We start from the raw sequence: 24,876 nt of genomic DNA, 5'->3' as shown, positions 1-24,876 counted from the left end.
TACACAATTTATAGTACATTTTCACAACCATATGGAAATAAAATGAAAAAAATTAATAGAATAATAAGTTTTGTTAGTATATTTTTTGCAATACTTATTTTAATTCAATATACAATTTATTGCTTAGGCAATATTAATATAGAACAAATCGCTTTTAATAATGCCCTATTATTAAGCTTTTCTATGCTTATAGCAGGTGTTATAAATTTGATAAATAAAAAAAATTCAAATAAATATCTGATACTCATTTCAGCTATCCTTTATTTATTGGGAGGCTTTATATACATATTTAGTAATCAAATTTATGATAACCTTATATATGTAGCAATAGTTAGTTTTATATTTTCCATCTTTCAACTTTATAACTTTACTACTATACAAAAAAAATAATTCAAAAAACGAAAAATTATATATTTAACTAACTTTGTATTAAATTATTAAAAAAATGTTAATTATTTTATAGGTTGTAATAAAAAAATATTGATTTTTTCACAATTGTTACTGTAAAATTGATATGAAAAGAGGAAAGACTATGAAAAAAATCAAAAAAGTCATAGGTCTAACTAGTGTCTTCTTTTTTGTGCTTATTTGTGTACAATTCATAATTTTAAGCATTTATAAAACCAATAATGTTAATGAAATTAACCTTTCATATAATAAACCATTATTTTTAGGTTTTTGTATGCTTATTGCTGGATTGTTAGTTTTGTTTGAAAAAGATTTTAGAGATAAAATATTATCATCTATAGCGATGAGTTTATATATTATCGGAGGGTTGGTATACATTATAAATAATGATCTACTTGATAATGTTTTATATATTGCTGTAACTTGTTTTATTTTTGCATCAATAATTATTTTATATAATATTAATAAAAAATATCAAACAAAAAAATATTGAGACCTATGTAAATTAAAAAAGACGATAGCATTAGCTACCGTCTTTTCATTATTTACTATTATAAATTTAATCAAAATATTTCTTAATTGGTAAAATTTTATTTGTGTTAAAATCTATACAAGCTACTTTAGCTTTTACAACCGCAATTAATTCATTATTTCTTTTAATTTCTTGTTTCAAGGTTACACTAAAAGTTTTTAAACTCTCTATTGTAGTATGAACAAATAAAACATCATCCAATTTTGCAGGAATTTCATAAGTAACTTCAATTTGTTTAAGCACAAAAGAAACTTTATCTTCTAATAACTTACTTTGATTAACACTTTCTCTAATCATTTCTGTTCTAGCATGTTCTGCAAAATCTAGATATCTAGCATGATATACAATTCCTTGACAATCTGTGTCGGAAAAATATACTCTCTGTGAATATTGGTGTTTTATCAAAATTTAACCTCCGCACCTTCGAATTTTAGGGTTTCAAAATAATCATCCAAAGTCTGTCTTCGTCTAATCATCTTAACATTATTATCTTCAGTTAATAAATACTCTGCAGGTCTTAATTTTGCATTATAGTTAAATCCCATAGAATGTCCATGAGCTCCAGCATCATGAATAACTAAAGTATCCCCTTCTTCTAAAAGTGGAAGCTCTCTATCAATAGCAAATTTATCATTGTTTTCACATAAGCTACCAGTTACATCATATACATGAGTTTCACCAGTTTTATTTAAAGCTGTAATATGATGATAAGCACCATATAAAGCAGGTCTCATCAAATCAGCCATAGATGCATCAACACCTACATAATCTTTATACTTATGTGTAACATGACGAACTTTTGTTACTAAATAACCGTAAGGACCTAAAATATATCTACCTAATTCAAAGGATATTTGAATAGGATCTAATCCATTTTCAACTATTATTGAATTATATAAATCTTTTATCTGATCACTTACATATTGTAAATCCATAGCTTCTTGATCTAATTTATAAGGAATACCAACCCCGCCACCTAAATCAACAAAATCTAACTTTACACCAGCTTCATCATAAATTTTCTTTGCAAGGGTAAAAATCATTCTAGCAGTTTCAACAATATAGTCAGCTTCTAATTCATTTGATGCAACCATAGTATGTAAACCAAAACGTTTAACACCTTTTGCTTTCATTATTTTATAGCAATCAATTATTTGATCACTAGTAACACCATATTTAGCTTCAATAGGATTACCAATAATTGCATTACCTGTTCTATCACCACCTGGGTTATATCTGAAACAAATAGTCTCTGGAACTGTTGAAATAGCTGATTCTAAAGCTTCAATGTGAGTTATATCATCTAAATTTATAATTGCATTAATATCATATGCATATTTAAATTCTTCAGCTGGAGTATCATTACTTGTCATCATAATTTTTGAACCATCAAGTCCACATTTCTCTGACAAAATTAATTCAGGAAGGGATGAACAATCAGCCCCATATCCTATTTCAAATAAACGTTTTAAAATACTTGGATTAGGACAAGCTTTAACAGCAAAATAATTTATAAAATTAGGAGCCCATGAAAATAAATCATAAAACTTTTTAGCATTTTCTATTATGGCTTTTTCATCATAAATATAAAATGGAGTAGGAATATCTTTTATAACTTGTGAAAATTTCTCTTCTCCTAAAGGAATATTCTTAGTTGACATTTTTAAAATTCTCCTTAATTGAATTCATTGCTTTTATAACATTTTCTTTATGTCCATAAGAAGAGACTCTAATAAAATGTTCACCTGAAGGACCAAATCCACTACCTGGTGTAATTACTACATGACATTCTTTTAATAAAAAGTCAAAGAATTCCCAGCTAGTTAAATTATTAGGTGTTTTTGCCCATATATAAGGAGAGTTAACTCCACCATAGCAAACAAGACCAATACTTTCTAAACCTTCTCTAATAATTCTTGCATTTTCTAAATAATAATCAACCAAAGCTTTACATTCTTTTAATCCTTCACCACTTAAAGCACTTAAACCACCAGCTTGAGCAATATTTGATGCTCCATTAAAGAAAGTACATTGTCTTCTATTCCACATAGAATTAATAACACCAGGTTCACTATCTTGGCAAACTAAAGCTTTTGGAACGATAGTCCAACCTAATCTAACACCTGTAAAGCCAGCATTTTTACTAAAACTATTAATTTCAATTGCACAGCTTTTAGCTCCTTCAACTTCATAAATACTTCTAGGTAAATCAGGATCTTTAATATATTCACTGTAAGCACTGTCAAATATTATAACAGCCTTATTTTCATTAGCATAATCTACAAAAGCCTTTAATTGTTCATGATTCATTACAGCTCCTGTTGGATTATTTGGAGAACATAAATAAATTAAATCAACTTTTGAATCTGGTACTTGTGGAATAAAATTGTTTTCTTCAGTACAAGGTAAATAAACAAAATTTTTATAACCTTGTATTTCTTTATCGTAACCTGAAGTTCTACCACCTACTACATTTGAATCTACATAAACAGGATAAGCTGGATCTTGGAAAGCCACTATACTATCAACGCTAAATAATTGTTGAATATTTGCAGCATCTGCTTTTGCTCCATCACTAATAAAGAATTCTGTAGCTTCTAATTCAACACCATATCTATTATAATACTTTACTAAAGCTTCTCTTAATTTTGTATTACCTTGCTCATCACCATAACCTGTGTAGGTTTCTCTATTTGAAAGCAAATCTAATTCATTTTTCATAGCTTTAACTAGTGTTTGAGGCAAGGCTTCTGTTGTATTACCTATACCTAATCTCATTATATTAGCACTTGGATTTTCTGCTGAAAAAGCATTTGTTCTCCTTGCTATTTCAGGGAATAAATATCCTGCAGCTAATTTGCTAAAGCTATTATTTATTTTCGCCATTTTATTACTATCTCCTTGATAAACTATAACTAAAACTTGGATTATTTTCCAATTCATCTAGTACACTATATAATTGATTTCTATTTTCGTCACTGCCCAAAGTGCACAATGGAAGCCTAAAACTTTCAAGGCAATAATTATATCTAGCTAAAGCTGTTTTTATTGGAATTGGGTTTGTTTCTAAGAAACAAGCTCTAAAGAATTTTGATAAAGTTTTTTCAATTTCTCTAGCTTCAGCCATCTTGCCATTCAAAGCAAGATCAACCATATCACTCATCTGTCTTGGGAATAAATTTGATGCTACAGAAACAACACCATTTCCGCCCTTTTCAATTAAATCCAAAGACATATTATCATCACCACTTAAAACAGAAAAATCATCACCTGTTCTTTTTACAACTTCTTCCATTTGTACAATATTACCGCTAGCTTCTTTTACTGCTACGATATTCTTACAATCATTTGCTAAAGCTACTAATGTATCAGTTTCAACATTTACACCAGTTCTTCCTTTTATGTTATAAACAATACAAGGAATGTCTACACTGTCTGCGATAGCCTTAAAGTGTAAATATAAACCCTTTTGTGTAGGCTTATTATAATAAGGATTTACTAATAATACTGCATCTGCACCAACACATTGAGCATGTTTTGATAATCTAATTGCTTCTGATGTTGCATTACTTCCAGTACCAGCAATTACAGGTACTCTATTTTTTGTATACTCAACAGTTAATTGAATAACTCTATCATGTTCATCATGAGATAAGGTTGGGCTTTCTCCTGTAGTTCCACAAGGTACTAAACCACTAATTCCATTATCAATCTGAAAGTCTATTAAAGCCTTCAAAGCTTCTGTATCAAGATTATCCTTTTCTGAAAAAGGTGTAATCATAGCTGTATAAACACCACTTAATCTTTTTAAATCCATTTTTCACTCCTGCTACTTAATCAAAGTATTAACTAAATCATCTAAATTATAAAAGCCTGATTTATCTTTTACCCATGAGGCTGCAATCAATGCACCTTTTGCAAACCCCTCTCTACTTTTAGCTCTATGAACTAATTCAATACTATCTACTTGAGAATCAAAAACAACACTATGAGTTCCAGTTACATAACCACCACGAGTAGATGAACAATGAATCTCATTTTTCTTAATTTTTCTCTTTAATTCTTCACTTACGATTGTGTCTTTACCTTCAAAGTTATCTCTAACTGCCTCTGCTAATAAAAGACTAGTTCCTGAAGGAGAATCAGCTTTTTCTCTATGGTGAATTTCATTCAAAAATACATCATATATTGATGTTTGTGATAAAATAGCTGCTGCAAATTTTACAATTTCTCTAAATACAGCAACCCCTAAAGAAAAGTTACCACTATAGATTAAACTGCTTGATTTGTAATCTTTGGCTAATTCTTTAAATGTATCAACCTTATCATACCAACCAGTTGTTCCAATAACACAAGGAACTTCATTTTCTAAATAAAATTTAATATTCTCTTCTATTGTTGAAGGATGTGAAAAATCAATAACTACATCTGCGCCATTTAAATTATCAACAGATAATTCTTTTGCACTAACTAAATTATTAGTACTATATAAATCTATTATAGCTACAACTTCATCACCTTCCTCAACAAAAGAATGAATCATTTGGCCCATTTTTCCGAACCCTACTAACGCTATTTTCATATTTAACCTCTAACAATATCTAATTAAAATAAAAAAATATGTATAAATAATAACATTATGTTTCTATTTTAACATCTTTAAACAACTTATAACATAATTTAGAAAAGTTTAAAAGAGGAAATAAAGAATTTTATTAAAATATTGAACTTTTTTTCAATTTATTTAATTATTCTATAAAATAGTTGTGAGGATCAAATTATGAATAACCACCAAGCATTTCATCTATATAAGATTTTTGAAGATTATTCAAAAGAATTTCTATCTTTTAATTACTCTCCTGAATATAAATTATATAAAAGCTATTACCTAAGAAAAAGGGATGTAGAAAACATATTAGAAGAAAATTCTCTCTTTATTAATGCTTTATATGAAAAAGATGAAAATACTATAAAAAGTATAACGAGTAAAAAAGAAATTGAGATTAATGAATTTTTAATTGGACAAAATGAAAAAACAAATCATGAAAATATTGAAAGAGTTACCCCACTTCCCCTTCAAGCTAGATTTGTATTAATTGGATGGAACTATTTAAGAATTAATATTGATGAAGAAAATCGAAACAATTTTATTCTTACATTAGATAAAAAAGCCTTTAATACTTCATTTTTTCCACAAGTTACTAAAATGGCTTTAGCTTTTGATAATAAGTACTTCTATAATTATTGTTTAGACACCTTAGACTGCACTTACCAAATAAACCAATATTATCTTTTTTTCAAAATATTAGCATATTATTTTAGAATAAATAAAATTGATGAATATAAAAACTATTGCTTAGATTTGATGAACTCTTATAAAAATAAAAGTGTTATTGATGATGCAATATTAAATAAAGTAAAAGATTTTATTATAAAAAAGGCTATTTAAAAATAAAATAGCCCTTTTTAATAATATTAATGTTTTTTCTTCTTATATTTGTTTTCACTTGCTTTTATAAAATCAGCAAAACTTCCACCACTCTCAGAATTTGAGAATTTATATTTACTATCTTTAAAGTTAAAATCTGATCTTTTATTTTGATTAAATTTTCTATTTTTCAATTTACTTTCTCTAACTACTTCTATTACTTTTTCAGTTTTATAATTAATTGATGGGACTACTGTTTTAGGCTTGATTGTAGCAGTAGGTCTTGTTTTTAGACTTTGGAAATAAGCAGCAGAAGAAGAAACTTTTGCCGCTTTATTAATTTCTTTATCAGCTTTTGCTACTACTTTTACTTTTTTTACTTTCTTAACTACTACTTTTGGCCTTTTCTCAAGTTCTTCTTTTGTTAATGGAACTCTTTTTTCAATTTCCATCTCTTCATAAGAACAAGATAATTTTTGACATATATAATGAGGTCTATTTAAAGCATCCATTACTTTCATCATATCTCCACCACAATATGGACACTTTTTACTTTCTTTATATTTAGGAGAAAAAGTATCATTAGAAGAGCCAATATCATTAATTAATTCTCGAGTTAAATTTTTTATATCCTTTATAAATATATCTGAATCTTCCTTACCTTTTGAGATATCTTCTAATCTAGCTTCCCATTTACCAGTAAGCGCTGGGCTTTTTAGCATAGGAGGAACTAACCTTACAATTTCTCTACCCACTTCTGTTGGAACAAATTCATTGTTCTCACTTCGATACATATAATTATTATTAATTAATTTTTCAATGATATCTGCTCTAGTTGCTGGAGTTCCAAGTCCACTACTAAGATTCTTTTTTAGTTTAGCATCATCAACATAACGGCCGGCATGTTCCATTGCTGATAACAAAGTTGCATCATTATATCTTTTTGGGGGTTCTGTTGCTAATTTATTTACCTTATAATCAACTAAATCAATTGAATCTCCAATATTATAAGAATTAAAGACTTCACTATTTTCACTTAATTCTCTTTCTCTATTTATAGCTTTCCAACCTAATTGTTTTAATTCAGTAGTTCTAGCCTTAAAATTATAAGAATCAATTTCTAGTGTTAATGTAGTTGAATCATATATATAATCAGCTTCTAATACTTCAAAGAATCTTTTTACTATTAATTGCCAAAGAGCTTTTTCATCTTCACTTAGTCTATCTAGATTTACTTTTTGCTCAGTTGGAATAATAGCATGGTGATCACTAACTAAATCATTTTGTACAAATCTATCAGTAACTTTTATTCCTTTATTAACTATATTTTCAGCCAAAGGTCTATATTCAGTAGTATATATAGCCTTTAATCTTTGCTCTAAAGTATCAACAATATCATCGGTTATATATCTGCTATCTGTTCTTGGATAAGTAACAATCTTATGATACTCATATAATCGCTGTAAAACATCTAAAGTTTTCTTAGCACTAAAAGAAAGTCTTAAGTTTGCATCTCTTTGTAATTCAGTTAAATCATAAGCTAATGGAGGTGGTTCAACCTTGGTTGTTTTTTCAATATTAATAATTTTAGCAGATTTATTATTTGATAAAACATTTTCTAATTTTTTTAAATCTTCTTCTTTTTCAATTCTGATTGAATCATTTTGAGGATAATATGAAGCATTAAATTTATTAAAGTTTGCTTTTAAAGTCCAATAAAACTTTCCACTAAATTTCTCTATTTCTTCTTCTCTTTCACAAATTAAATATAAGGTTGGAGTTTGAACTCTACCTGCAGACATTTTCGCATCATAATGAGTGGTTAAGGCTCTTGTAACATTTAGTCCAACATACCAATCAGCAGCAGCTCTAGAATAAGCAGCTGAATAAAGATTTAAATATTTATCCCCATCTTTTAAATTAGAGAAACCTTCTTTTATGGCTTGATCTGTTTGGCTACTTATCCAAAGTCTTTTTATTTCTTTATCAAAATTGGTTAATTTTAGAATCCATCTAGCTACTAACTCACCTTCTCTTCCTGCATCAGTTGCAATAATAAAAGTATCAATAGCCTTATTTTCCAACAAGTTTTTTACAATGTTAAATTGATCTATTGTTCTTTCTATTGGTTCTTGTTTCAACTCTTGAGGCAATATAGGTAATGTTGAGAATTTCCATCTCTTATAACTCTCTGAATAAGTAGCTGGTTGAGCTAATTCTACTAAATGGCCTAAAGCCCAAGTTACAATGTACTCATCACTACTTAAATATCCATCACTTTTTTTATAACATCCCAAAACTTTTGCAAGAGATCTTGCTACACTTGGTTTTTCAGCTAATACTAATTTCATATTTTTCTTTTAAGAATCCTTTTAATTCATTTTAATATAAAAAACGATAATTTAATTTTTTAGATTTTACAATATTTTTATTTTCTTTTCTCAATTATTTAATAAGAAATAGATTAAAGAAAGCTTTGTTTAAGCTCTCTAACAAACTATATTTTTTTGTTACCTTTTTAAAACATAAATAAAAAAAAATATAGATTTAATATACCATAGTTTTTGACAAAAAACGGAAATAATTATTTTTGATATACTTGACTACTAACCCTGTAGATGTTAAAAATACTGTATAAATTACAAATAAGTAAGGAGTGACATCATGGCTTATAAAATTACTGATGACTGTGTAGCATGCGGAAGTTGTATTGGTGAATGCCCAGTAGAAGCTATTTCAGAAGGCGATATCTATGTAATTGATGCAGATTCTTGTATCAGTTGTGGCGCTTGTGCTGAAGCTTGCCCTACAGGTGCAATCTTAGCTGACTAATATCAAATTAATTAAGGTTATAATCTTAAATAGAGTTGTATTTAACAACTCTATTTTTTTATTTAAAACAAATAACTATACAAACAACTTAACAAGGCCTTTTAAATCAAAACATATAAAAAAAATATATAAAATTCAATTTAATTTTTCTACAAAAAAAGAGACAAAACTTTTTATATAAATTACAAATTTATTGTTAGCAAGTGGTTACATATTTCCTTTTAAGATAAAAAAACACACTACACTAGATGACAAAAACATAAATGATTTATATTATTTATATAATCTAGGAGCTATATGTGGAAGACAATAATGTACCAATGTTAAGCGTAAGTGCCTTAACTTCATTAATAAAAGATACCTTAAATAATAATTTCCCTTATCTAAATATTATAGGAGAAGTCTCTAACTTTCGACCATCATCTACAGGTCATTGGTATTTTTCCTTAAAAGATGAACAATCATCAATTTCAGTTGTAATGTTTAAAACAAATACTTGGAAAGTATCTAGAATCTTAAATGAAGGGGATAAAATACAAATCTTTGGAACCTTAGATATTTATGCACCTAGAGGAACTTATTCAATAAAATGTGATAAAATCAATTTCGTTGGAACTGGTGATATTTTAGCTAAACTAGAAGAAAGAAAACAAGCATATAAAGAAGCTGGATGGTTTGATGAAAAATTAAAAAAGCCAATTTGCAAATTTCCAAAAAAAATTGGAGTTATTACAAGCCCTACCACTGCAGCTTTACAAGATGTTTTGCAAGTGCTTCAAAGAAGAGCTCCAAGTTTAGATGTAGTAGTTATTCCTTGTACAGTCCAAGGAGCATCTGCATCTATTACTATCGCTAAGGCTATAGAAATTGCAAACACTTTTGATCTATGTGACCAACTAATTGTAACAAGAGGTGGTGGATCTATTGAAGATTTATTACCTTTTAGTGAAGAGGTTGTATTAAGAGCTATTTTAGAAAGTGATATACCAATTATTACAGGCGTTGGACATGAAATTGATTTTGCACTTTGTGATTTTGTAAGTGATTTAAGAGCCCCTACTCCTTCAGCAGCTGCTGAATTGGCAAGTAGTGAAATTTATAACTTAAAAAATAAATTTGAAGAACTATCATTAATTATTAAAACTTCTTTAGATAATAAGATTAGTTATTTTGAAGAAAAAATCTCTAAATATGATATGGAATATTTAAATTCAATAATTATTTCTAAAGTAGATAATATGTACTACAGATGCGTAAACGCTTCTAACGATATTGAATTAAATATGAATAATAAAATTAATACTTATGAAAATAAATTTAATCTAGCCAAACTTGAAATTAAGACACTAAGTCCTACATCAATTTTAGATAAAGGCTATGCCATAATAAAAAATGAAAATAATAAAATTATTAATTCAAAAGCCTTATTAAAGGATAATGATGTTATAAACATAAGCTTTAAAGATGGGGATATTAAAGCAAAGGTAGGTAAAAAATGAATTTTGAAGAAAAATTAAAACGTATGGAAGAAATTGCTCAAGAGCTTAGAAATAATGAAACACCTTTAGAGAAAAGTATTGAATTATATGAAGAAGGTATGGTACTTTCTAAAGAATTAGAAGAAAATTTAGAAGCGGCAAAACGTAAAATAAAAATAGTAAAAATCAAAGATGAAAATGAAATTGAAACCGAGGATTTTGGAGATTTATAATGTTAATAAAAGAAGAAACAAAAAAAATTAGCTTTTTGATTCAGTGTGAAGACAAAAAAGGAATTATGCAAAAATGTGTAAACTTTTTTACCGATAGAGATTTTAATATTCTACACTGTCAACAACACACAGATAGTTATGAAAATATGTATTTCATGAGAATGGAACTAGATTTAAATGATTTAAAAACTTCCAGGCAACAATTAGAAGATGATTTTGATATTTTTGCTGAAAAAAACAATCTTAAATGGTCCTGCCATTACAGTGATTACACTCCTAGAGTAGCTATTCTAGTAAGCAAAACTAGCCATTGTCTTTATGATTTAATTGCTAGAAAAAACCAAGGACAACTTCATTGTGAAATCCCTATAATTATTTCTAATCATCCAAATTTAGAAAGTATAGCTAATAGCTTCAGAATCCCTTTTCATTATTTACCAGTTACAAAAGACACTAAAGAAGAACAAGAATTAAAAGTTAGAAAATTATTAAAACAATTCGATATAGACTTAGTAGTATTAGCAAGATATATGCAAATATTAAGTGGTGATTTTATAGGAGAATGGAGTGGAAAAATTATTAACATCCACCATGCTTTCCTTCCTGCTTTCCAAGGCGCAAACCCCTATCAAAAAGCTTATGAAAGAGGTGTAAAGATGATTGGCGCTACATCTCACTATGCTACTAAAGATTTAGACCAAGGTCCAATAATTGAACAAGAAGTAGTAAGAGTTGGTCACGAATTAACTCCTAAAGGATTAAAAGAAGTTGGTCGTGATGCTGAAACAAGAGCTTTAGCAAAAGCTGTTCAGGCTCACTTAGAATCAAGAATTCTAATATATAAAAATAGAACAATCGTATTTAACGCAACTCATTAAATGAAAAAAAAGCTCCTATAGTCTCAAAGCTATAGGAGTTATTTTTACATATTATTTTTTAACATATCATTTATTATATCTAAGTCATTTTCTGTTACAACTAAGACACCTAATTTAATTAACTCACGAGTTGTCATCCCAACTCCAGCAATCTTCACTCCAGAAAAAGTACCATCATAAATAGACTCAACACCACAGGATGGAGAATTACTTTTAAAGATTGCAAATTTAATATTATTTGCTTTTACTTTATTACAAGCAATTTGTGCACCTTTTTTATAATACCAAGTCAAATCATCACCTTGCTTAGAAATAACTCTATTATTTACAATCTCACAAGGAGATCTAGGTACTTGCAATCCTGCTTCTACTTCAGGACATACAGCAATAAAATTATGAACATGCTTGTAAGTATTTATCAATTCATTCAACGATTCTTTTACAAAAGGTTCACCATTATATCTACAAGGGAACCCTAACAAACAACGAGAAATTAATATATTCATGAATTATCATCCTTTAAGTTTACAATTTGAATCTTTTTTGTTTCTGGATTAGTAAATCGTATTGAAACACAATTTAATCCAAATTCATCAGATTCTTTGCCTCCATATAAAACATCACCTAATAAAGGATATCCCCCCCAAGCTAAATGAGCTCGAATTTGATGTCTAAAACCATTTGTTAATGAACATAAAAAATAATAAATTCCTTCATCATCTTTTTTTAAAAAACTAACACTTGTTTCGTAATATTTCTTGTTAGTTTTATCAAGAATTTTTTTAGAGTAATTAGGTAAAACAGGCCGTACACTTTTGTGACCTTTACCATAATGTCTAAAAAATGATTTTACTATTACAGGGTTCTCCTTCTCATAATCTTTATATGGAAATTGATAAAAGCCATCCAATAAAATACCCCTTTTAGAAGCTTTTACCAAGTATTTTTTTTCAAAATTATTCTTTTTCTGTTCTTCGTACAAAAAATCAAAAGATTTTTTATTTTTTGCTACTAAAACTAGTCCACTTGTAGGTGTATCTAGTCTATGTAGAACCCCGCCTTCATAAGAATTATAACCATCAAAACTTTTTACAGCAGGGCAATATAAACTAATAGCATCCAATAAGGTAAATCTTGTAGGACCTTTCTTCAAAGGAACTGTAGGCATATTTGACAATTTATTTACAACTAACAAATTATCATCTTCATATACTATATTATCAATTATATTATATTCCACAAAAATACACCTACTACAAATAACTTTTGTTATTATAAAACAACATTTACTAATGCACAAGTTTAAATTAAAATATCAATATTTTTCTTTTCACAAACACATCTTTATATTGTATAATACCCATATGCAAGAAATACCTATAAACACTTATTCTTCCCCAACTGTAATTCTTGACTTAATCTATAGATTAAAAGTTAAAGATGTTATGCATACAAACTTAGTTTGTGCAAATATGAATTCTTCTTTAAGGGAAATTCAACATCTAATGAAAGAAGAAAAAATTACTGGGGTTCCTATTGTACAAGGAAAAAGACTTATCGGACTCGTATCAATGGATGATATTATTCAAGCTTTAGATCAAGGCTACATTGAAAAACCATGTAAAGCTTATATGAGTAGAAATATCATAGTACTTGAAGATGATATGCCTATATCATTTGCAATAAATTATTTTGACAAATTTTCTTTTCATAGATTCCCTGTATTAAATAAGAAAAAAGAACTTATTGGTATGATTACCTCTAGAGATATTACAGCAACTTTACTTGTTGAAATTAACAGAGAAATGGAAAATCTAGAAAAAACACAAGCTCAGAACATGACTCAACCTAATAATATTAACGGAGAAGTTCATAGCTACAATATTATAAAACATGATTTTGAAAATGCAGGTTATGCAAGTACACAAATAAAGAAAAAATTAAAACAAGCTGGAGTAGCAAACCAAATAATAAGAAGAGCAGCTATTGCATCTTATGAAATGGAAATGAATATTGTAGTTCATTCAAATGGTGGTCAATTAATTGCTACTTATACTCCAGATAAAGTAATTATATGTGCTCAAGATAGAGGCCCTGGTATTAAAGAAATAGAAAAAGCTTTAACCCCTGGTTGGTCAACTGCTAACGATTGGATTAGATCCCTAGGTTTCGGAGCTGGTATGGGCCTTCCAAATGTTAGAAATGTTAGTGATGATTTCTCAATTGAAAGTAGCACAAAAGGTACAATAGTTACTTGCACAATCAATTTACTAAAAAAAGAAGAGGTAAAATAAATGAAAGTAAGTGAAATTGCTCAAATTGAAGGTTTTAAAACAATTACATTGAACAATGAAAATCAAGAAGTATTAACAGCCTATACAGGGGATTTATTAAGTGATGTAATTGCGAATGTTGATGAAGACAGCATTTTAATTACTGTTCAAGCCCATAAAAATACTATAGCTGTTTGTTCTCTATCTTCCATGCCTGCAATTGTTGTTTGCAATGGAAGAAGCTGTCCTGATGATATGGTTCAAGCTGCTATAGAAAATGAAATATCAATTTTTGCAACAGAAGATACTCAATTTCTAGCTAGTGTAAAAATTGCAAAAGCCTTAAATTTGTAATAATGAGAATAAAGATAGATTTACATAATCATAGTTGTTTATCCCCTTGTGGTAGTGATGATATGCTACCCTCCCTTCTCGCTTTTGAAGCAATGGAAAAGCATATAGATATATTAGCCTTAACAGATCATAATTGTTCAAGGAATCTTACTCCATTCAAAGAAGCTTGTGAAATTTGTCAAATCATCCCTATTTTTGGTATGGAAGTAAATACTATTGAAGATATCCATGTATTAACTTTATTTAAAGAATTAGAGGATGCCAAAGAATTTGGTTTTTATATTGAAACTTTATTACCTGATATAAAAAATGATCCAAAACTTTTTGGTAATCAAAATATTGTTGATATTGAAGGAAATATAATTTCTACATTTGAAAAGTCACTTTTTACTACCTGTGGTATATCCCTAGAAGATGTAATTAGTGAGGTATTAGCTAGAGATGGATTAGTGATTCCAGCTCACATAGATAAAGGGAAGAACAGCATTTTAGCAAACTTAGGGTTCTTACCAGATTTAGAATATTCTGCTTTAGAAGCGATTAAACCTGAATCTATAATTGAAACCTATAACAAAACAATTATACAAGGATCAGATGCCCATTATCTAGAACATGTAGGAAGGAGATCCTGCTTTTTAGAAGTTGAAGAAATCTCCTATGAAGGTTTAAAAGAAGGCCTTTCAACTGGAAAAGTATCATATATAAATTAAAAAGCCTCCTAATCGAATTAAATCAATAAGAAGGCTTTTTTTAGTATAGTATTATAATTAATTATCTCTTCCACCAAAGATTCTTAAGAGGAATAAGAATAAATTAATAAAGTCCAAATATAAAGTTAATGCACCAAAAATACTTGCTCTGTGATAATCTAAATCTGTCATACTTGAAAGATATTGATCATTGGTTCTTTTAATTTTTTGAACATCCCAAGCTGTTAATCCCAAGAAAACTGCAACACCAATTAATGAGATAAAATAATCTAAAGCAGTTGATCTAAAGAAGAAATTTAACAACATTGTTACGATAAGACCCCATAAAGCCATTCTTGAATAATAACCTATTCCAGATAAATCTTTATTAGTAAATTGTGCATATGCTGCCATACCAACAAACATCAATGCAGCTGTTAAAAATGCTAAAAATATCGTCTGAATTTGGAAAGCGTAGAAAATTGTGCTAAATGTTACTCCAGTTACAAAAGCATAAGCAAGAAAAGCTATAGTTGAAGCATTTTTGCTTAAATCTTGTATTCTTGCAGATAAATACATTACTAGCCCAATTTGAACAACAAATAACATAATAAAAGAAATCCTGCTTGAAAGTAGCATTGCCATTATATTTTGATTGCTAGCAACTCCATAAGCAGTTAATGCAGTTAATCCTAAACCAGCACTCATCCAAGCATAAACGTTTTTTATCATACTGCGTTCACGAAGTCTAACTTCACTTGTAGACATAAAATCAATATTATTTGCCATCACGGCCTCCTTTAATATCTATGTTTAAAACTTAATTCAGTAATTATAAATCGTCAAGGCGGTAATGATATTAAATAAATAATAAATAGTAAAAATTATTAATAATTATTTATATAACAAAGAAATAAATATTGTGTTTTTTATGTGAATATAAAATAAAAAAATATTATTGCTTTATTTATCATTTCCCCCTTCAATGCTATAATAACATAATATGAAAAAGTTGATTTATATCCTATCATTTTTATTAATATCTTTTTCCTTATTTTCATGCAAAAGCATTGAAGTTGTATCAATATCTCAACAACAAACAAAAGTTTCTGATATTAGGGATTATATATTAATACAAAGTATTTATAATTTAGATTCTAATTCTTTTAATGATTTAAGTTTAAAAGAAATAATGGGAGATGCTTTTGAATATCTTGATTTACAGAAAAATGAAATTCCATATTTAAATAAAAATTTAAATCAATTTACACAAGAGGTTCATCTCTCTTATGTAAATTCATTATTTGAAATACAAAAAGTGTTATATAATTATAGCAAAAAATTGAACTATCCTTTGATATATCCAAATGTAAATAATAAATATATAATTACTGAAAGAAGTTCTAGCATATTACTTAATACTTATAGAGATGAATTATATTTAGAAATTGATAATATTTTAAATAAGAATTTAAATTCTTCAGCTATTTTATATACCACAATGGCAAAAGAATATAACATATATTGTTTAGGATTAGAAAACTTAAACAGACAAAGCCCTACAACAATATCTATAAATATAATGCCTAGATTGAAAACCGTATTTATTAAAACTTTAATGAATGAATTATCAGAAAATGAAAATGCTTTAGATCTATTAAACACACCAATAGATCCTACAACAATAACAATTGATTGAGAGATAAATGTCAGATAAAACACTATTTTCAACAAATAATGAAAACACACAACCTTTAGCAGCAAGAATGAGACCAAGAAATCTAAATGAATATATTGGTCAAGATCACATAATCGGAAAAGGTAGATTATTAAGAAGAGCCATACAAGCAGATCAATTATCATCAGTAATTTTTTATGGGCCTCCTGGAACTGGTAAAACTACTTTAGCTAGAGTAATTGCAAATACTACAAAAAGTCATTTTACAACCCTTAATGCAGTATTATCTGGAGTAAAAGATTTACGTGAAGAAATTGAAAGAGCAAAAGATAGAAGAGATTTCTATCAAACTAGAACTATATTGTTTATTGATGAAGTTCATCGTTGGAATAAAAGCCAACAAGATGCACTCCTACCTTGGGTTGAAAATGGAACTTTTATATTAATTGGAGCAACAACCGAAAATCCTTTCTTTGAAGTAAACGCAGCTTTAGTTAGTAGATCTAGAATATTCCAATTAAAAAAATTAACTGATGAAGATCTTTATCTAATTGCTCAACAAGCTATAAAAGATAAAGAAAGAGGATATGGCCAATTCAAAATTGAATTTGAAGATGGAGCTTTAGAACATATAATTGATGTCGCAAAAGGTGATGCTAGAAGTTTGTTAAATGCTCTTCAGTTAGCAGTAGAAACTTCAGTAGACCATTTTCCACCAGAAATAAACACAAAGATATATATTTCAAAAGAAGCCGCTGAAGAAAGTATCCAACAAAAAGCAGTATTATATGATAAAGAAGGTGATTATCATTATGACGTTATCTCTGCCTTTATTAAAAGTATTAGAGGTAGTGATCCAGATGCAACTCTTTATTGGCTTGCAAAAATGGTTAGTGCTGGTGAAGATCCAAGATTTATATTCAGAAGAATGTTAATAAGTGCAACTGAAGATGTTGGACTTGCAGATCCTAATGCAATTAGTGTTGTTATATCTGATGCTCAAGCTTTCGATAGAATTGGACTTCCTGAAGGCCGTTTTCATTTAACTCATGCAGCACTCTATTTATCTACCTGTGATAAAAGTAACTCAACTATGGCTTTCTTTGATGCCCTCAGTACTGTAGAAAAAGAAAAACAGGATGCAGAGGTTCCAAACCATCTAAGAGATGCATCAAGAGATAAAGAAGGTTTTGGGCACGGTGAAGGTTATCTATATCCTCATGCTTACAAAGACCACTTTGTAGCTCAGCAGTACTTACCTACATCTCTTCAAGGAAAAATATTTTATAATCCTGGAGAATTAGGTTATGAAAACAACATAAAAGAAAAAGTTTTATCAAAGAGAGAAGCTCAACTAGAAGCTAGTTTAGATGATGCTTTTATTGAGAATCTTACTTTTTCTTATGATGACAAAAATAGAGAAAATTGGCTTAAAAGAACAACAAGTGAACGTGGTGCATTATTAGAAAAAATTAAAAATAAACTATATGAAAAAATAAATATTATAAGATCTGATCGTATATTAATTTTAGGAGCTGGTCATGGATTACTACTTTGGTATGCTTATAGAAAAACTCCAGAAGGATATATTTGCGCCCAAGTTGATCAACAACAGCAATATGATTATATAAACCACTATAGCCAAGAATTAGAAGAATTAAACAAACCTTTTGTAAAAAATGAAAAACTTGAACCCTTTATTAAAAATTTAGATAAAGATTTGCTTTTCGAACATATTATAATAAGAAATCAATTCTCAAACTTCTCAAAAACTGAAAAGACTTTGAAGTTAATTGAAAATAAATTAGCTAAAAATGGTGATATTGCTATTGCTCAAACAATAGCTAGTGAAGGCTCAAAATTATCTCAATTTATAATTAATCCTGAAGCAAAAAATTTAATATATAAAAGTGAAAAAGAAATATATAAACATAATAAAGAAGGTATTTGTGGATGGAACTTTAGTGATCTATATTCTCTTTTTGAAAATAAAGGATATATTATTGATTACTCAATACTTTCTCAAAAAGAACTCAGATATGTTAATCCTAATGATATAAAAAGATGGGTAGAAAAAACTTATGCACCTACTCTTGATAATTTAAATATTTCTTATAACAAAGATGAATTAATTAACATTTTAACCAAAGAACTGGGTAATAAAAATATTAATTGGTATCATAAAGTTGTAGTAATAAAATTATCAAAAGAGGATATTAAACCATCAACCAACAAAGATTTAAAGGGTGCAAAAGAATGGAAGGATATTCACAAAAAAATTAAATAACATTTTTTTTGATTTACCCCCTAGACAAAAACAATCTTTTTTGGCATATTTATCCGAGTTGAGAGACAAATTTTATGCGAAAGTAGCTCAGTGGTAGAGCTCCACCTTGCCAAGGTGGATGTCGCGGGTTCAAGTCCCGTCTTTCGCTCTTAGAACATTGGTTATTTACCAGTGTTCTTTTTTTATCAAAATTTGATTTTAAACAATTAAATAATTTGTTAATATTAAATTAAAAATAAACATATTTTTAAAAACAATACAAATAGGAATTATTTAATATTTTTTTTAGATATATTTCTATATATAGGCTATGTAATGTTATTATAAATAAAAAATTAAACAAATTTTTAACAATTTCCCAAATTTGCTCATTTCTATAATTATTATATAATTTTTATAAATTTATTGCTTCTATCTAAATAAAAGCTATGTAAATAGCCTTTACAAAAAAAGTTTAAATACATAGAATATTGCCATTGGAGAAAAGCAATGCGAGTAATAGATTATTTTTCAAAAGATTCGGTGCTATTTTTAAACAACGATGACAAAAACGAAATATTATCAACTATGGTCTCAAAAGCCAAAGAAAAAGGATATATTTCAGACAAGAAAGAATTCGAAGATGCAATCTTCGAAAGAGAATCAATAATGAGTACAGATGTAGGTTGGCAAGTTGCTATCCCACATGCAAAACTAAAAGGTATTTCAAAATTCTTTATTATACCAGCTGTATTAAAAAACCCTTCTGATTGGAAAGCTGGTAACGACCAAACTGTTAAATTAGTATTTTTAATTGGTGGTCCTGCTCAAGAGCAAACTAAATACCTTCAAATACTTTCAAAAGTTACTCTTGTAGTAAGAAATCCGGAAAGAAGAAAAGCTTTACTTTTGGCTAAAACACCAGAAGAAGTTTTATCTCAATTTTCAGATTTATAGAGGCACAGTAGAATGGAAGTAAATATTTTTATTTATTTAGCAGTTATTTTTGGAGCAGCATATGCAACAAAAGTGGCTGTAAATAAAATTAAAATCCCAGAGGTTACTGGATTTGTTTTGTTAGGAGTAATTCTTGGCGTATCAGTTGTAAAACTTTTAACACCAGAGATGTTAACAAAATTCAGTCCAATTTCAACAATCGCGCTTGGGATGATAGCTTTTACAATTGGTATTGAATTAAAAGTTGATGTAATAAAAAGCCTAGGTAAAAGCATATTTTCTATTGTTGCTTGTGAAAGCTTAGGTGCATTTGTAGTAGTATTTGTAGTACTAAGATTCATATATCAAGCAGAATTAAATACAGCTTTATTATTAGGATTAATTGGTATTGCTGAATATATAGGAGTATCAGAATTACTTGCAGCTATGGCATTCGGTGCTGTAATTGTAAATACATCCCCTGTATTAAGTAAGAAAAGTGCAAATATTGTAACTGGATTATCACCAATATTTATAACAGCATTCTTTATACTTGGTGGTGCTAATTTAGATATATCTTTAATCAAAAAAATTGGTGTATTAGGACTTTGGTACTTTGCAGCAAGAAGTATTGGTAAAACTGGAGGAGCTTCATTAGGTGCTCATATTGGTAAAGCTCCAAAAACTGTAAGAAGTTTAGTTGGATTTGCTTTACTACCACAAGTTGGTGTAGCATTAGCATTAGCTCTTGCAATTAACAAAGAATTCACATTACCTCAATATGGTAGTGCTGGAGCAACAATGGCCACAATTGTAATCAATGTACTTTTATTTACTACAATTATCACTGAGATTATAGGACCATTATTGACACGTTATGCCCTTAAAAAAGCTGGCGAAGTTCATGTATCTGATAAAGACTAATAAGGAGAGTAACCATGAATTTATTAATTATATCATTATCAAAAATAGATTATAAAGAAGATGTATTATTAGCTCTTCAAAGTATTGGTATCCAAAAAGCATCAATTTGGGATGCAAAAAATTTAAACCGTAGTTTAGAAAGTGAATTTAGCTTATTTAGTGGATTCTTCAGTGGCGGGGATGCACATGCTGATGAAAAACTAATAATTTTAGCTCATATTAAAGATAAAAATGATGCTAAAGAATTTATATCAAACCTTGAAGCTGGTGGTGTTCCTGTAAAAAAAGAAGATATTTTGAACATGTATGTAGTACCAACTTCTCTTGTTTTTGAACAAGAAAATGGTTTTATTGAAAACTAAATTTAATTAAAAAAGTTTATATAATTTAATCAAATCCTATAAAGTAGATTCATTATCAACTTATAGGATTTATTTATAAAAAAAGCTGTTGAATTTTTTTCAACAGCTTAAAAACTTAAATATGTATTTTATGATGATAAAAGAACTTCCATTAAGGCATTATATAAATCATTATTTAAATTCAATGAAATCAAATCTGAAATTATAATATCAATTTTATTTTTTTCTAAAATATGGAATATCTTATCTTTTAAAGAAATACTTATCTCACTTCTGTCCAATATTAATTTATAATCTTCAATTTTATCTTTATCGACTAAATTCAAAGACTCAAATTTAATTATAATATCTAAATCAGTTTTTATATCATTGATAATAAGTGTTAATAATTTATTTTGATTATTATATTTTTTCACAAAATCAATTTTATTATTATTAGTAGTAATTATTAGATTTGTATCAGCAATACCTATGAATTCTAATTTGTAATTTCTCTTTTCTGGGATTAATGATAAATCTCCAACACTTTTATGAATGATAAATTCACAATTATCAAAATTATTTTCAAATCTCGTAATTACATTTCTATTATTCTTATAATCTTCACTTATATTATCATCTTCATAAAGTTCAAATTCTCCATTTAATCCCATATAACATTTAAGATTTAAGGATTTAGGATTATTTTGTGCATTAAAATCATTTGTTAAAGGAATAATGCTTCCAGCTTTAATTAAAACAGGCAGAGTCTCTAAAGTTCTGAACATTTTTATAGTTCTATTTCCTAAATATTTTCTAGAACTAAAGAAGTCATAATAAATACCATCTGGTAGCCATGTTAAAGCTGATCCTAATTGTAATTTCTTGTTTTGTTTTGTAACTATAGGAGAGACAATCATTGAAGATCCAAAATAATATTGGGTTTCAATTTCATAGGCTTGTTCCTCTTCACTATGATAATAATACATTGGTCTTATTAATGGGATATCGTTCTTCCAAGATTGATAATTCATTGTATAAAGATAAGGAATTAATTGATGTCGTAATTTCAAGAAAGAAGACATTACCTTATGTGTAATATCATTATATCGCCAAGGTTCTTTACCATTGAATATTTCTTTACTACTATGAAGTCTCATAATTGGTGAAAATACACCAAATTGAGTCCATCTTGCCATAAGGTCATTATCTTTATATCCACCCATATGACCACCAATATCATGAGACCACCAACCGTATCCAATATTAGAGGCACAAACAGTAAATTTAGGCTGAAAAGCCAAGCTTTTCCAAGTTATATAAGTATCACCAGAAAAACCAACAGGATAACGATGAGAACCAACTCCAGCATATCGAGAGAAAATTAATGGCCTATTATTATTTTTCCGATTTGAAAGGAATCTATGATAATTTAATGTCCAAAGAGGATCTAAACCTTCAATTCTTGAAGTATTTCCTTGTTGCCAGTCTATCCACCAAAAATCAACACCATCATTTTCTAAAGGTTCTAAAATAATAGTTTGTAATGAATCTAAATATTTTTTATTACTAGCATCAAATAAAACACTCTCTCCATCTTCAACACCCATCTTTTCTGCCATTATATCATAATTGTTTTCATAAGGGCGCACTCCATCAGCAGGATGATCATTTAATGTTACTTTTAAAGCTCTATTATGCAATTCTTCTAAAAAATCTTTAGGATTAGGAAATAATTCTTTATTCCAAGTATAACCTGTCCAGCCACTACCATAAATTCTATCAATATCGACTAAATGCCAATCCATATCAATTACAGCCACAGAAAACGGAATATCTTCTTCTTTGAATCTATCTAATAACTCTAAATAACTCTGTGTTGTATATTGATAATAACGACTCCACCAATTTCCTAATGCATAACGTGGAATCATTGGGGATTTACCAGTTAATTTATAGAAGTCCTTTAAACAAGTTAAATAATTATGATTATAACCAAAGAAATAAATATCTTTATTCCCCTTCTCTCTTTGTTTATAATAATCATTTATTAAAAGCATGCTATTTGAGTCATCAATAAGAGAAAAACCTCTTTTCGATAATAATCCATCTTCTAAAGGAATTTCACCATCTGCTTCATCTAAAGTTCTAGCTGTCCCTTTTAAGTTATCTAATTTATCACCATAACGATATGTATTAAAATACAAATCCTCAGATTGTCTTAATGTAATTTTAAGAGATAGAGCAGAAAATTCTTTACCACTTGTTTCAATGAATAGTGTTTTAGTTTTTATTTCAAGATAATCACCTGATAGATTATAAGAATAATTTACAGTATCAAAATCTCTATTTATAACCATTTGGGTTTTATCATCTACAAATCGATTTTTCTCTGAATATTCTAATCTAACGAGAGAATCTGTTAAAAATGTAATTCTTTGATTTTTAAAATAAATAGAATTCCCCTCTGTCTTAACAAAATTGTCCATAAAAATACCTCAGATTTTATCTTAATTGGTTTATCGGTAAACGTCAAGAAAAAACTTTTAAACTTTTATTGATTGACAAATATATTAAATTGTTAAGATAATAAAAATAATGAAAAGTTTGGGAATACTATGACAATAAAAAAAATAGCTGAATTAGCTGGCGTAAGCCAAATGACAGTTTCAAATGTTATAAATAAAAAATATGCGAAAGTATCAAAAAAGACTGTTGAAAAAGTAAATAAAATAATTTTAGAAAATAATTACATACCTAATCGTTCTGCTAGGAACCTTAGTGCCCAGTCTTCAAAAATTATTGCAATTATTGTCCCTTTAGTTTATGACAATGATAGTTTATTCTCAGATCCATATACTGCTCAATTAGTTGGAATACTTGAAAATAAATTACGTAAAAAAGGCTATTTTGCGATGATTAGAAGTATTTCAACTCTTGATGAAGCAATAAACTTCCTAAATAGCTGGAATGTTGATGGAGCTATTTTTATATTCCCAAAAGCAGATATTGATATTAGTTATTTACTAGATAAAGTCTCAACAGAAATTGTTTTCTTTGATTCTTATCAAAATTGTGATAATGCCTTGGTAATCAACATTGATGATTTAAAAGGAACCTACTTATCAACTAAATACTTAATTGATAAAGGTCATAAAAATATTGCTTTAGTAGCGCCAAGAAGAAATAATAAATTGATTGACTTAAGATACAAAGGATACGAAAAAGCACTTAAAGAAAATAATATAAAACTAAATGAATCCTATATATTTAATACAAATGTTTCATTAGAAGATGGAATTTCTATAGGACAGAAAATTGGTAAAATAAATGAAATTACAGCAGCTATTACCACTGCTGATATTTTAGCTATCGGAATGATTGATGGAATTAGAAACTTAGGATTAGAAGTCCCAGACAATTTATCAATAATTGGTTACGATAATTTAACAATTTCAAAATATTGCTATCCAAAATTAACAACTGTAAATCAAAATATCACAGAAAAAGGTGAAATGGCTATTAAACTTTTATTTGATCGGATTGAAAAGACTAATGCCCTCCCAAATAAGATCAAAATCAATGTTAATATAGTTGAAAGAGCATCAGTTAAAAATTTAAAATAA

General features: G+C 28.0%; 26 protein-coding genes and 1 tRNA gene. 17 read left to right on the top strand and 10 right to left on the bottom strand.

Annotation, left to right across the window (positions count from 1 at the left end; translation table 11 throughout):
• Positions 1 to 42: 42 nt before the first annotated feature.
• On the top strand, positions 43 to 390 hold the full coding sequence (locus tag ACZ5RS_RS07950; protein ID WP_464634219.1) for a hypothetical protein: 348 nt from the start codon (positions 43 to 45) through the stop codon (positions 388 to 390).
• Between the two features lie 142 nt (positions 391 to 532).
• Positions 533 to 901, top strand: coding sequence for a hypothetical protein (locus ACZ5RS_RS07945; protein ID WP_464634217.1), 369 nt, complete (start codon positions 533 to 535; stop codon positions 899 to 901).
• Positions 902 to 967: 66 nt separating this feature from the next.
• On the opposite strand, the gene ACZ5RS_RS07940 is transcribed toward ACZ5RS_RS07945, so the two are convergent.
• Genes ACZ5RS_RS07940 through dapB form a run of 5 tightly spaced genes read right to left on the bottom strand, consistent with a single transcriptional unit; the run spans position 968 to position 5,522 of the window.
• On the bottom strand, positions 968 to 1,345 hold the full coding sequence (locus tag ACZ5RS_RS07940) for a YbgC/FadM family acyl-CoA thioesterase (protein ID WP_464634215.1): 378 nt from the start codon (positions 1,343 to 1,345) through the stop codon (positions 968 to 970).
• Positions 1,342 to 2,601 (bottom strand): diaminopimelate decarboxylase, encoded by a 1,260-nt coding sequence (gene lysA, locus ACZ5RS_RS07935; protein ID WP_464634213.1) that lies wholly within the window; start codon positions 2,599 to 2,601, stop codon positions 1,342 to 1,344. Before lysA ends, ACZ5RS_RS07940 begins: the two co-directional genes overlap by 4 nt.
• Entirely contained in the window at positions 2,591 to 3,826 is a 1,236-nt protein-coding gene (locus ACZ5RS_RS07930) for an LL-diaminopimelate aminotransferase (protein ID WP_464634211.1), read from the bottom strand. Before ACZ5RS_RS07930 ends, lysA begins: the two co-directional genes overlap by 11 nt.
• Positions 3,827 to 3,833: 7 nt before the next feature.
• Positions 3,834 to 4,757 (bottom strand): 4-hydroxy-tetrahydrodipicolinate synthase, encoded by a 924-nt coding sequence (dapA, locus tag ACZ5RS_RS07925; protein WP_464634209.1) that lies wholly within the window; start codon positions 4,755 to 4,757, stop codon positions 3,834 to 3,836.
• A gap of 12 nt (positions 4,758 to 4,769) precedes the next feature.
• On the bottom strand, positions 4,770 to 5,522 hold the full coding sequence (dapB, locus tag ACZ5RS_RS07920; RefSeq protein ID WP_464634207.1) for a 4-hydroxy-tetrahydrodipicolinate reductase: 753 nt from the start codon (positions 5,520 to 5,522) through the stop codon (positions 4,770 to 4,772).
• A 198-nt stretch (positions 5,523 to 5,720) separates the two neighbouring features.
• Here dapB and ACZ5RS_RS07915 point away from each other — a divergent pair, with 198 nt between their 5' ends.
• Positions 5,721 to 6,389 (top strand): hypothetical protein, encoded by a 669-nt coding sequence (locus tag ACZ5RS_RS07915; protein ID WP_464634205.1) that lies wholly within the window; start codon positions 5,721 to 5,723, stop codon positions 6,387 to 6,389.
• A gap of 26 nt (positions 6,390 to 6,415) precedes the next feature.
• Here ACZ5RS_RS07915 and ACZ5RS_RS07910 read toward each other — a convergent pair whose 3' ends face one another.
• The gene (locus ACZ5RS_RS07910; RefSeq protein WP_464634203.1) at positions 6,416 to 8,719 is read right to left on the bottom strand and encodes a DNA topoisomerase 3; all 2,304 of its coding nucleotides are present in this window, start codon (positions 8,717 to 8,719) and stop codon (positions 6,416 to 6,418) included.
• Between the two features lie 313 nt (positions 8,720 to 9,032).
• Here ACZ5RS_RS07910 and ACZ5RS_RS07905 point away from each other — a divergent pair, with 313 nt between their 5' ends.
• The 4 genes from ACZ5RS_RS07905 (at position 9,033) to purU (ending at position 11,789) form a co-directional block, all read left to right on the top strand.
• Positions 9,033 to 9,200, top strand: a complete 168-nt coding sequence (locus ACZ5RS_RS07905; RefSeq protein ID WP_464634201.1) for a DUF362 domain-containing protein — start codon at positions 9,033 to 9,035, stop codon at positions 9,198 to 9,200.
• A 299-nt stretch (positions 9,201 to 9,499) separates the two neighbouring features.
• Positions 9,500 to 10,699: an exodeoxyribonuclease VII large subunit gene (gene xseA / locus ACZ5RS_RS07900; protein WP_464634199.1), complete on the top strand. Its 1,200-nt coding sequence runs from the start codon at positions 9,500 to 9,502 to the stop codon at positions 10,697 to 10,699.
• Positions 10,696 to 10,911, top strand: coding sequence for an exodeoxyribonuclease VII small subunit (gene xseB, locus ACZ5RS_RS07895; protein ID WP_464634197.1), 216 nt, complete (start codon positions 10,696 to 10,698; stop codon positions 10,909 to 10,911). The genes xseA and xseB overlap by 4 nt, the downstream gene beginning before the upstream one ends.
• Entirely contained in the window at positions 10,911 to 11,789 is an 879-nt protein-coding gene (gene purU, locus ACZ5RS_RS07890; protein WP_464634195.1) for a formyltetrahydrofolate deformylase, read from the top strand. Before xseB ends, purU begins: the two co-directional genes overlap by 1 nt.
• Before the next feature lie 44 nt (positions 11,790 to 11,833).
• Here the strand turns inward: purU and ACZ5RS_RS07885 are convergent, their stop codons facing one another.
• Together ACZ5RS_RS07885 and ACZ5RS_RS07880 are read right to left on the bottom strand one after the other, a co-directional pair.
• Positions 11,834 to 12,295, bottom strand: a complete 462-nt coding sequence (locus ACZ5RS_RS07885) for a 2-thiouracil desulfurase family protein (protein WP_464634193.1) — start codon at positions 12,293 to 12,295, stop codon at positions 11,834 to 11,836.
• Positions 12,292 to 13,029, bottom strand: coding sequence for a pseudouridine synthase (locus tag ACZ5RS_RS07880; RefSeq protein WP_464634191.1), 738 nt, complete (start codon positions 13,027 to 13,029; stop codon positions 12,292 to 12,294). Before ACZ5RS_RS07880 ends, ACZ5RS_RS07885 begins: the two co-directional genes overlap by 4 nt.
• Before the next feature lie 124 nt (positions 13,030 to 13,153).
• On the opposite strand from ACZ5RS_RS07880, the gene ACZ5RS_RS07875 reads away from it, so the two are divergent.
• The 3 genes from ACZ5RS_RS07875 to ACZ5RS_RS07865 are packed head-to-tail and all read left to right on the top strand — an operon-like array spanning position 13,154 to position 15,126.
• Positions 13,154 to 14,083, top strand: a complete 930-nt coding sequence (locus ACZ5RS_RS07875) for a CBS domain-containing protein (RefSeq protein WP_464634189.1) — start codon at positions 13,154 to 13,156, stop codon at positions 14,081 to 14,083.
• Positions 14,084 to 14,416 (top strand): iron-sulfur binding hydrogenase, encoded by a 333-nt coding sequence (locus ACZ5RS_RS07870; RefSeq protein WP_464634187.1) that lies wholly within the window; start codon positions 14,084 to 14,086, stop codon positions 14,414 to 14,416.
• Positions 14,417 to 14,418: 2 nt separating this feature from the next.
• Positions 14,419 to 15,126 carry a PHP domain-containing protein gene (locus ACZ5RS_RS07865; RefSeq protein ID WP_464634185.1) on the top strand — a complete coding sequence of 236 codons (708 nt, stop codon included), beginning with the start codon at positions 14,419 to 14,421 and terminating at the stop codon, positions 15,124 to 15,126.
• A 57-nt stretch (positions 15,127 to 15,183) separates the two neighbouring features.
• Here the strand turns inward: ACZ5RS_RS07865 and ACZ5RS_RS07860 are convergent, their stop codons facing one another.
• Positions 15,184 to 15,894 carry a Bax inhibitor-1/YccA family protein gene (locus tag ACZ5RS_RS07860; RefSeq protein WP_464634183.1) on the bottom strand — a complete coding sequence of 237 codons (711 nt, stop codon included), beginning with the start codon at positions 15,892 to 15,894 and terminating at the stop codon, positions 15,184 to 15,186.
• Between the two features lie 214 nt (positions 15,895 to 16,108).
• On the opposite strand from ACZ5RS_RS07860, the gene ACZ5RS_RS07855 reads away from it, so the two are divergent.
• The 6 genes from ACZ5RS_RS07855 (at position 16,109) to ACZ5RS_RS07830 (ending at position 21,271) form a co-directional block, all read left to right on the top strand.
• Positions 16,109 to 16,804, top strand: coding sequence for a hypothetical protein (locus ACZ5RS_RS07855; protein ID WP_464634181.1), 696 nt, complete (start codon positions 16,109 to 16,111; stop codon positions 16,802 to 16,804).
• A gap of 7 nt (positions 16,805 to 16,811) precedes the next feature.
• Positions 16,812 to 19,070: an AAA family ATPase gene (locus ACZ5RS_RS07850; RefSeq protein ID WP_464634179.1), complete on the top strand. Its 2,259-nt coding sequence runs from the start codon at positions 16,812 to 16,814 to the stop codon at positions 19,068 to 19,070.
• Between the two features lie 76 nt (positions 19,071 to 19,146).
• Positions 19,147 to 19,218: transfer RNA gene (locus ACZ5RS_RS07845), tRNA-Gly, on the top strand.
• Positions 19,219 to 19,559: 341 nt separating this feature from the next.
• Positions 19,560 to 20,006: a PTS sugar transporter subunit IIA gene (locus ACZ5RS_RS07840; RefSeq protein WP_464634177.1), complete on the top strand. Its 447-nt coding sequence runs from the start codon at positions 19,560 to 19,562 to the stop codon at positions 20,004 to 20,006.
• A gap of 12 nt (positions 20,007 to 20,018) precedes the next feature.
• Positions 20,019 to 20,909 carry a cation:proton antiporter gene (locus ACZ5RS_RS07835; protein WP_464634175.1) on the top strand — a complete coding sequence of 297 codons (891 nt, stop codon included), beginning with the start codon at positions 20,019 to 20,021 and terminating at the stop codon, positions 20,907 to 20,909.
• A 14-nt stretch (positions 20,910 to 20,923) separates the two neighbouring features.
• On the top strand, positions 20,924 to 21,271 hold the full coding sequence (locus tag ACZ5RS_RS07830; protein ID WP_464634173.1) for a hypothetical protein: 348 nt from the start codon (positions 20,924 to 20,926) through the stop codon (positions 21,269 to 21,271).
• A gap of 128 nt (positions 21,272 to 21,399) precedes the next feature.
• Here the strand turns inward: ACZ5RS_RS07830 and ACZ5RS_RS07825 are convergent, their stop codons facing one another.
• Complete coding sequence (locus ACZ5RS_RS07825) at positions 21,400 to 23,739, bottom strand: glycoside hydrolase family 31 protein (RefSeq protein ID WP_464634171.1); 2,340 nt, start codon at positions 23,737 to 23,739, stop codon at positions 21,400 to 21,402.
• Positions 23,740 to 23,868: 129 nt separating this feature from the next.
• Between ACZ5RS_RS07825 and ACZ5RS_RS07820 the strand changes: the two genes are divergently transcribed.
• Complete coding sequence (locus ACZ5RS_RS07820) at positions 23,869 to 24,876, top strand: LacI family DNA-binding transcriptional regulator (RefSeq protein ID WP_464634169.1); 1,008 nt, start codon at positions 23,869 to 23,871, stop codon at positions 24,874 to 24,876.

Source organism: Pleomorphochaeta caudata, assembly GCF_055395745.1.
This window is presented reverse-complemented; position numbering and strand designations above follow the sequence as displayed.

What these genes read in the sequence shown, in the direction of transcription:
- ACZ5RS_RS07945 (WP_464634217.1), top strand. Translation starts at nt 533, where the DNA reads ATGAAAAAAATCAAAAAAGTCATAGGTCTAACTAGTGTCTTCTTTTTT.
- ACZ5RS_RS07950 (WP_464634219.1), top strand. Translation starts at nt 43, where the DNA reads ATGAAAAAAATTAATAGAATAATAAGTTTTGTTAGTATATTTTTTGCA.
- ACZ5RS_RS07850 (WP_464634179.1), top strand. Translation starts at nt 16,812, where the DNA reads ATGTCAGATAAAACACTATTTTCAACAAATAATGAAAACACACAACCT.
- ACZ5RS_RS07860 (WP_464634183.1), bottom strand. Translation starts at nt 15,894, where the DNA reads ATGGCAAATAATATTGATTTTATGTCTACAAGTGAAGTTAGACTTCGT.
- ACZ5RS_RS07930 (WP_464634211.1), bottom strand. Translation starts at nt 3,826, where the DNA reads ATGGCGAAAATAAATAATAGCTTTAGCAAATTAGCTGCAGGATATTTA.
- dapB (WP_464634207.1), bottom strand. Translation starts at nt 5,522, where the DNA reads ATGAAAATAGCGTTAGTAGGGTTCGGAAAAATGGGCCAAATGATTCAT.
- ACZ5RS_RS07865 (WP_464634185.1), top strand. Translation starts at nt 14,419, where the DNA reads ATGAGAATAAAGATAGATTTACATAATCATAGTTGTTTATCCCCTTGT.
- ACZ5RS_RS07870 (WP_464634187.1), top strand. Translation starts at nt 14,084, where the DNA reads ATGAAAGTAAGTGAAATTGCTCAAATTGAAGGTTTTAAAACAATTACA.
- ACZ5RS_RS07875 (WP_464634189.1), top strand. Translation starts at nt 13,154, where the DNA reads ATGCAAGAAATACCTATAAACACTTATTCTTCCCCAACTGTAATTCTT.
- ACZ5RS_RS07825 (WP_464634171.1), bottom strand. Translation starts at nt 23,739, where the DNA reads ATGGACAATTTTGTTAAGACAGAGGGGAATTCTATTTATTTTAAAAAT.
- ACZ5RS_RS07855 (WP_464634181.1), top strand. Translation starts at nt 16,109, where the DNA reads ATGAAAAAGTTGATTTATATCCTATCATTTTTATTAATATCTTTTTCC.
- ACZ5RS_RS07835 (WP_464634175.1), top strand. Translation starts at nt 20,019, where the DNA reads ATGGAAGTAAATATTTTTATTTATTTAGCAGTTATTTTTGGAGCAGCA.
- ACZ5RS_RS07830 (WP_464634173.1), top strand. Translation starts at nt 20,924, where the DNA reads ATGAATTTATTAATTATATCATTATCAAAAATAGATTATAAAGAAGAT.
- ACZ5RS_RS07910 (WP_464634203.1), bottom strand. Translation starts at nt 8,719, where the DNA reads ATGAAATTAGTATTAGCTGAAAAACCAAGTGTAGCAAGATCTCTTGCA.
- dapA (WP_464634209.1), bottom strand. Translation starts at nt 4,757, where the DNA reads ATGGATTTAAAAAGATTAAGTGGTGTTTATACAGCTATGATTACACCT.
- purU (WP_464634195.1), top strand. Translation starts at nt 10,911, where the DNA reads ATGTTAATAAAAGAAGAAACAAAAAAAATTAGCTTTTTGATTCAGTGT.
- lysA (WP_464634213.1), bottom strand. Translation starts at nt 2,601, where the DNA reads ATGTCAACTAAGAATATTCCTTTAGGAGAAGAGAAATTTTCACAAGTT.
- ACZ5RS_RS07915 (WP_464634205.1), top strand. Translation starts at nt 5,721, where the DNA reads ATGAATAACCACCAAGCATTTCATCTATATAAGATTTTTGAAGATTAT.
- ACZ5RS_RS07820 (WP_464634169.1), top strand. Translation starts at nt 23,869, where the DNA reads ATGACAATAAAAAAAATAGCTGAATTAGCTGGCGTAAGCCAAATGACA.
- xseB (WP_464634197.1), top strand. Translation starts at nt 10,696, where the DNA reads ATGAATTTTGAAGAAAAATTAAAACGTATGGAAGAAATTGCTCAAGAG.
- ACZ5RS_RS07840 (WP_464634177.1), top strand. Translation starts at nt 19,560, where the DNA reads ATGCGAGTAATAGATTATTTTTCAAAAGATTCGGTGCTATTTTTAAAC.
- ACZ5RS_RS07905 (WP_464634201.1), top strand. Translation starts at nt 9,033, where the DNA reads ATGGCTTATAAAATTACTGATGACTGTGTAGCATGCGGAAGTTGTATT.
- ACZ5RS_RS07885 (WP_464634193.1), bottom strand. Translation starts at nt 12,295, where the DNA reads ATGAATATATTAATTTCTCGTTGTTTGTTAGGGTTCCCTTGTAGATAT.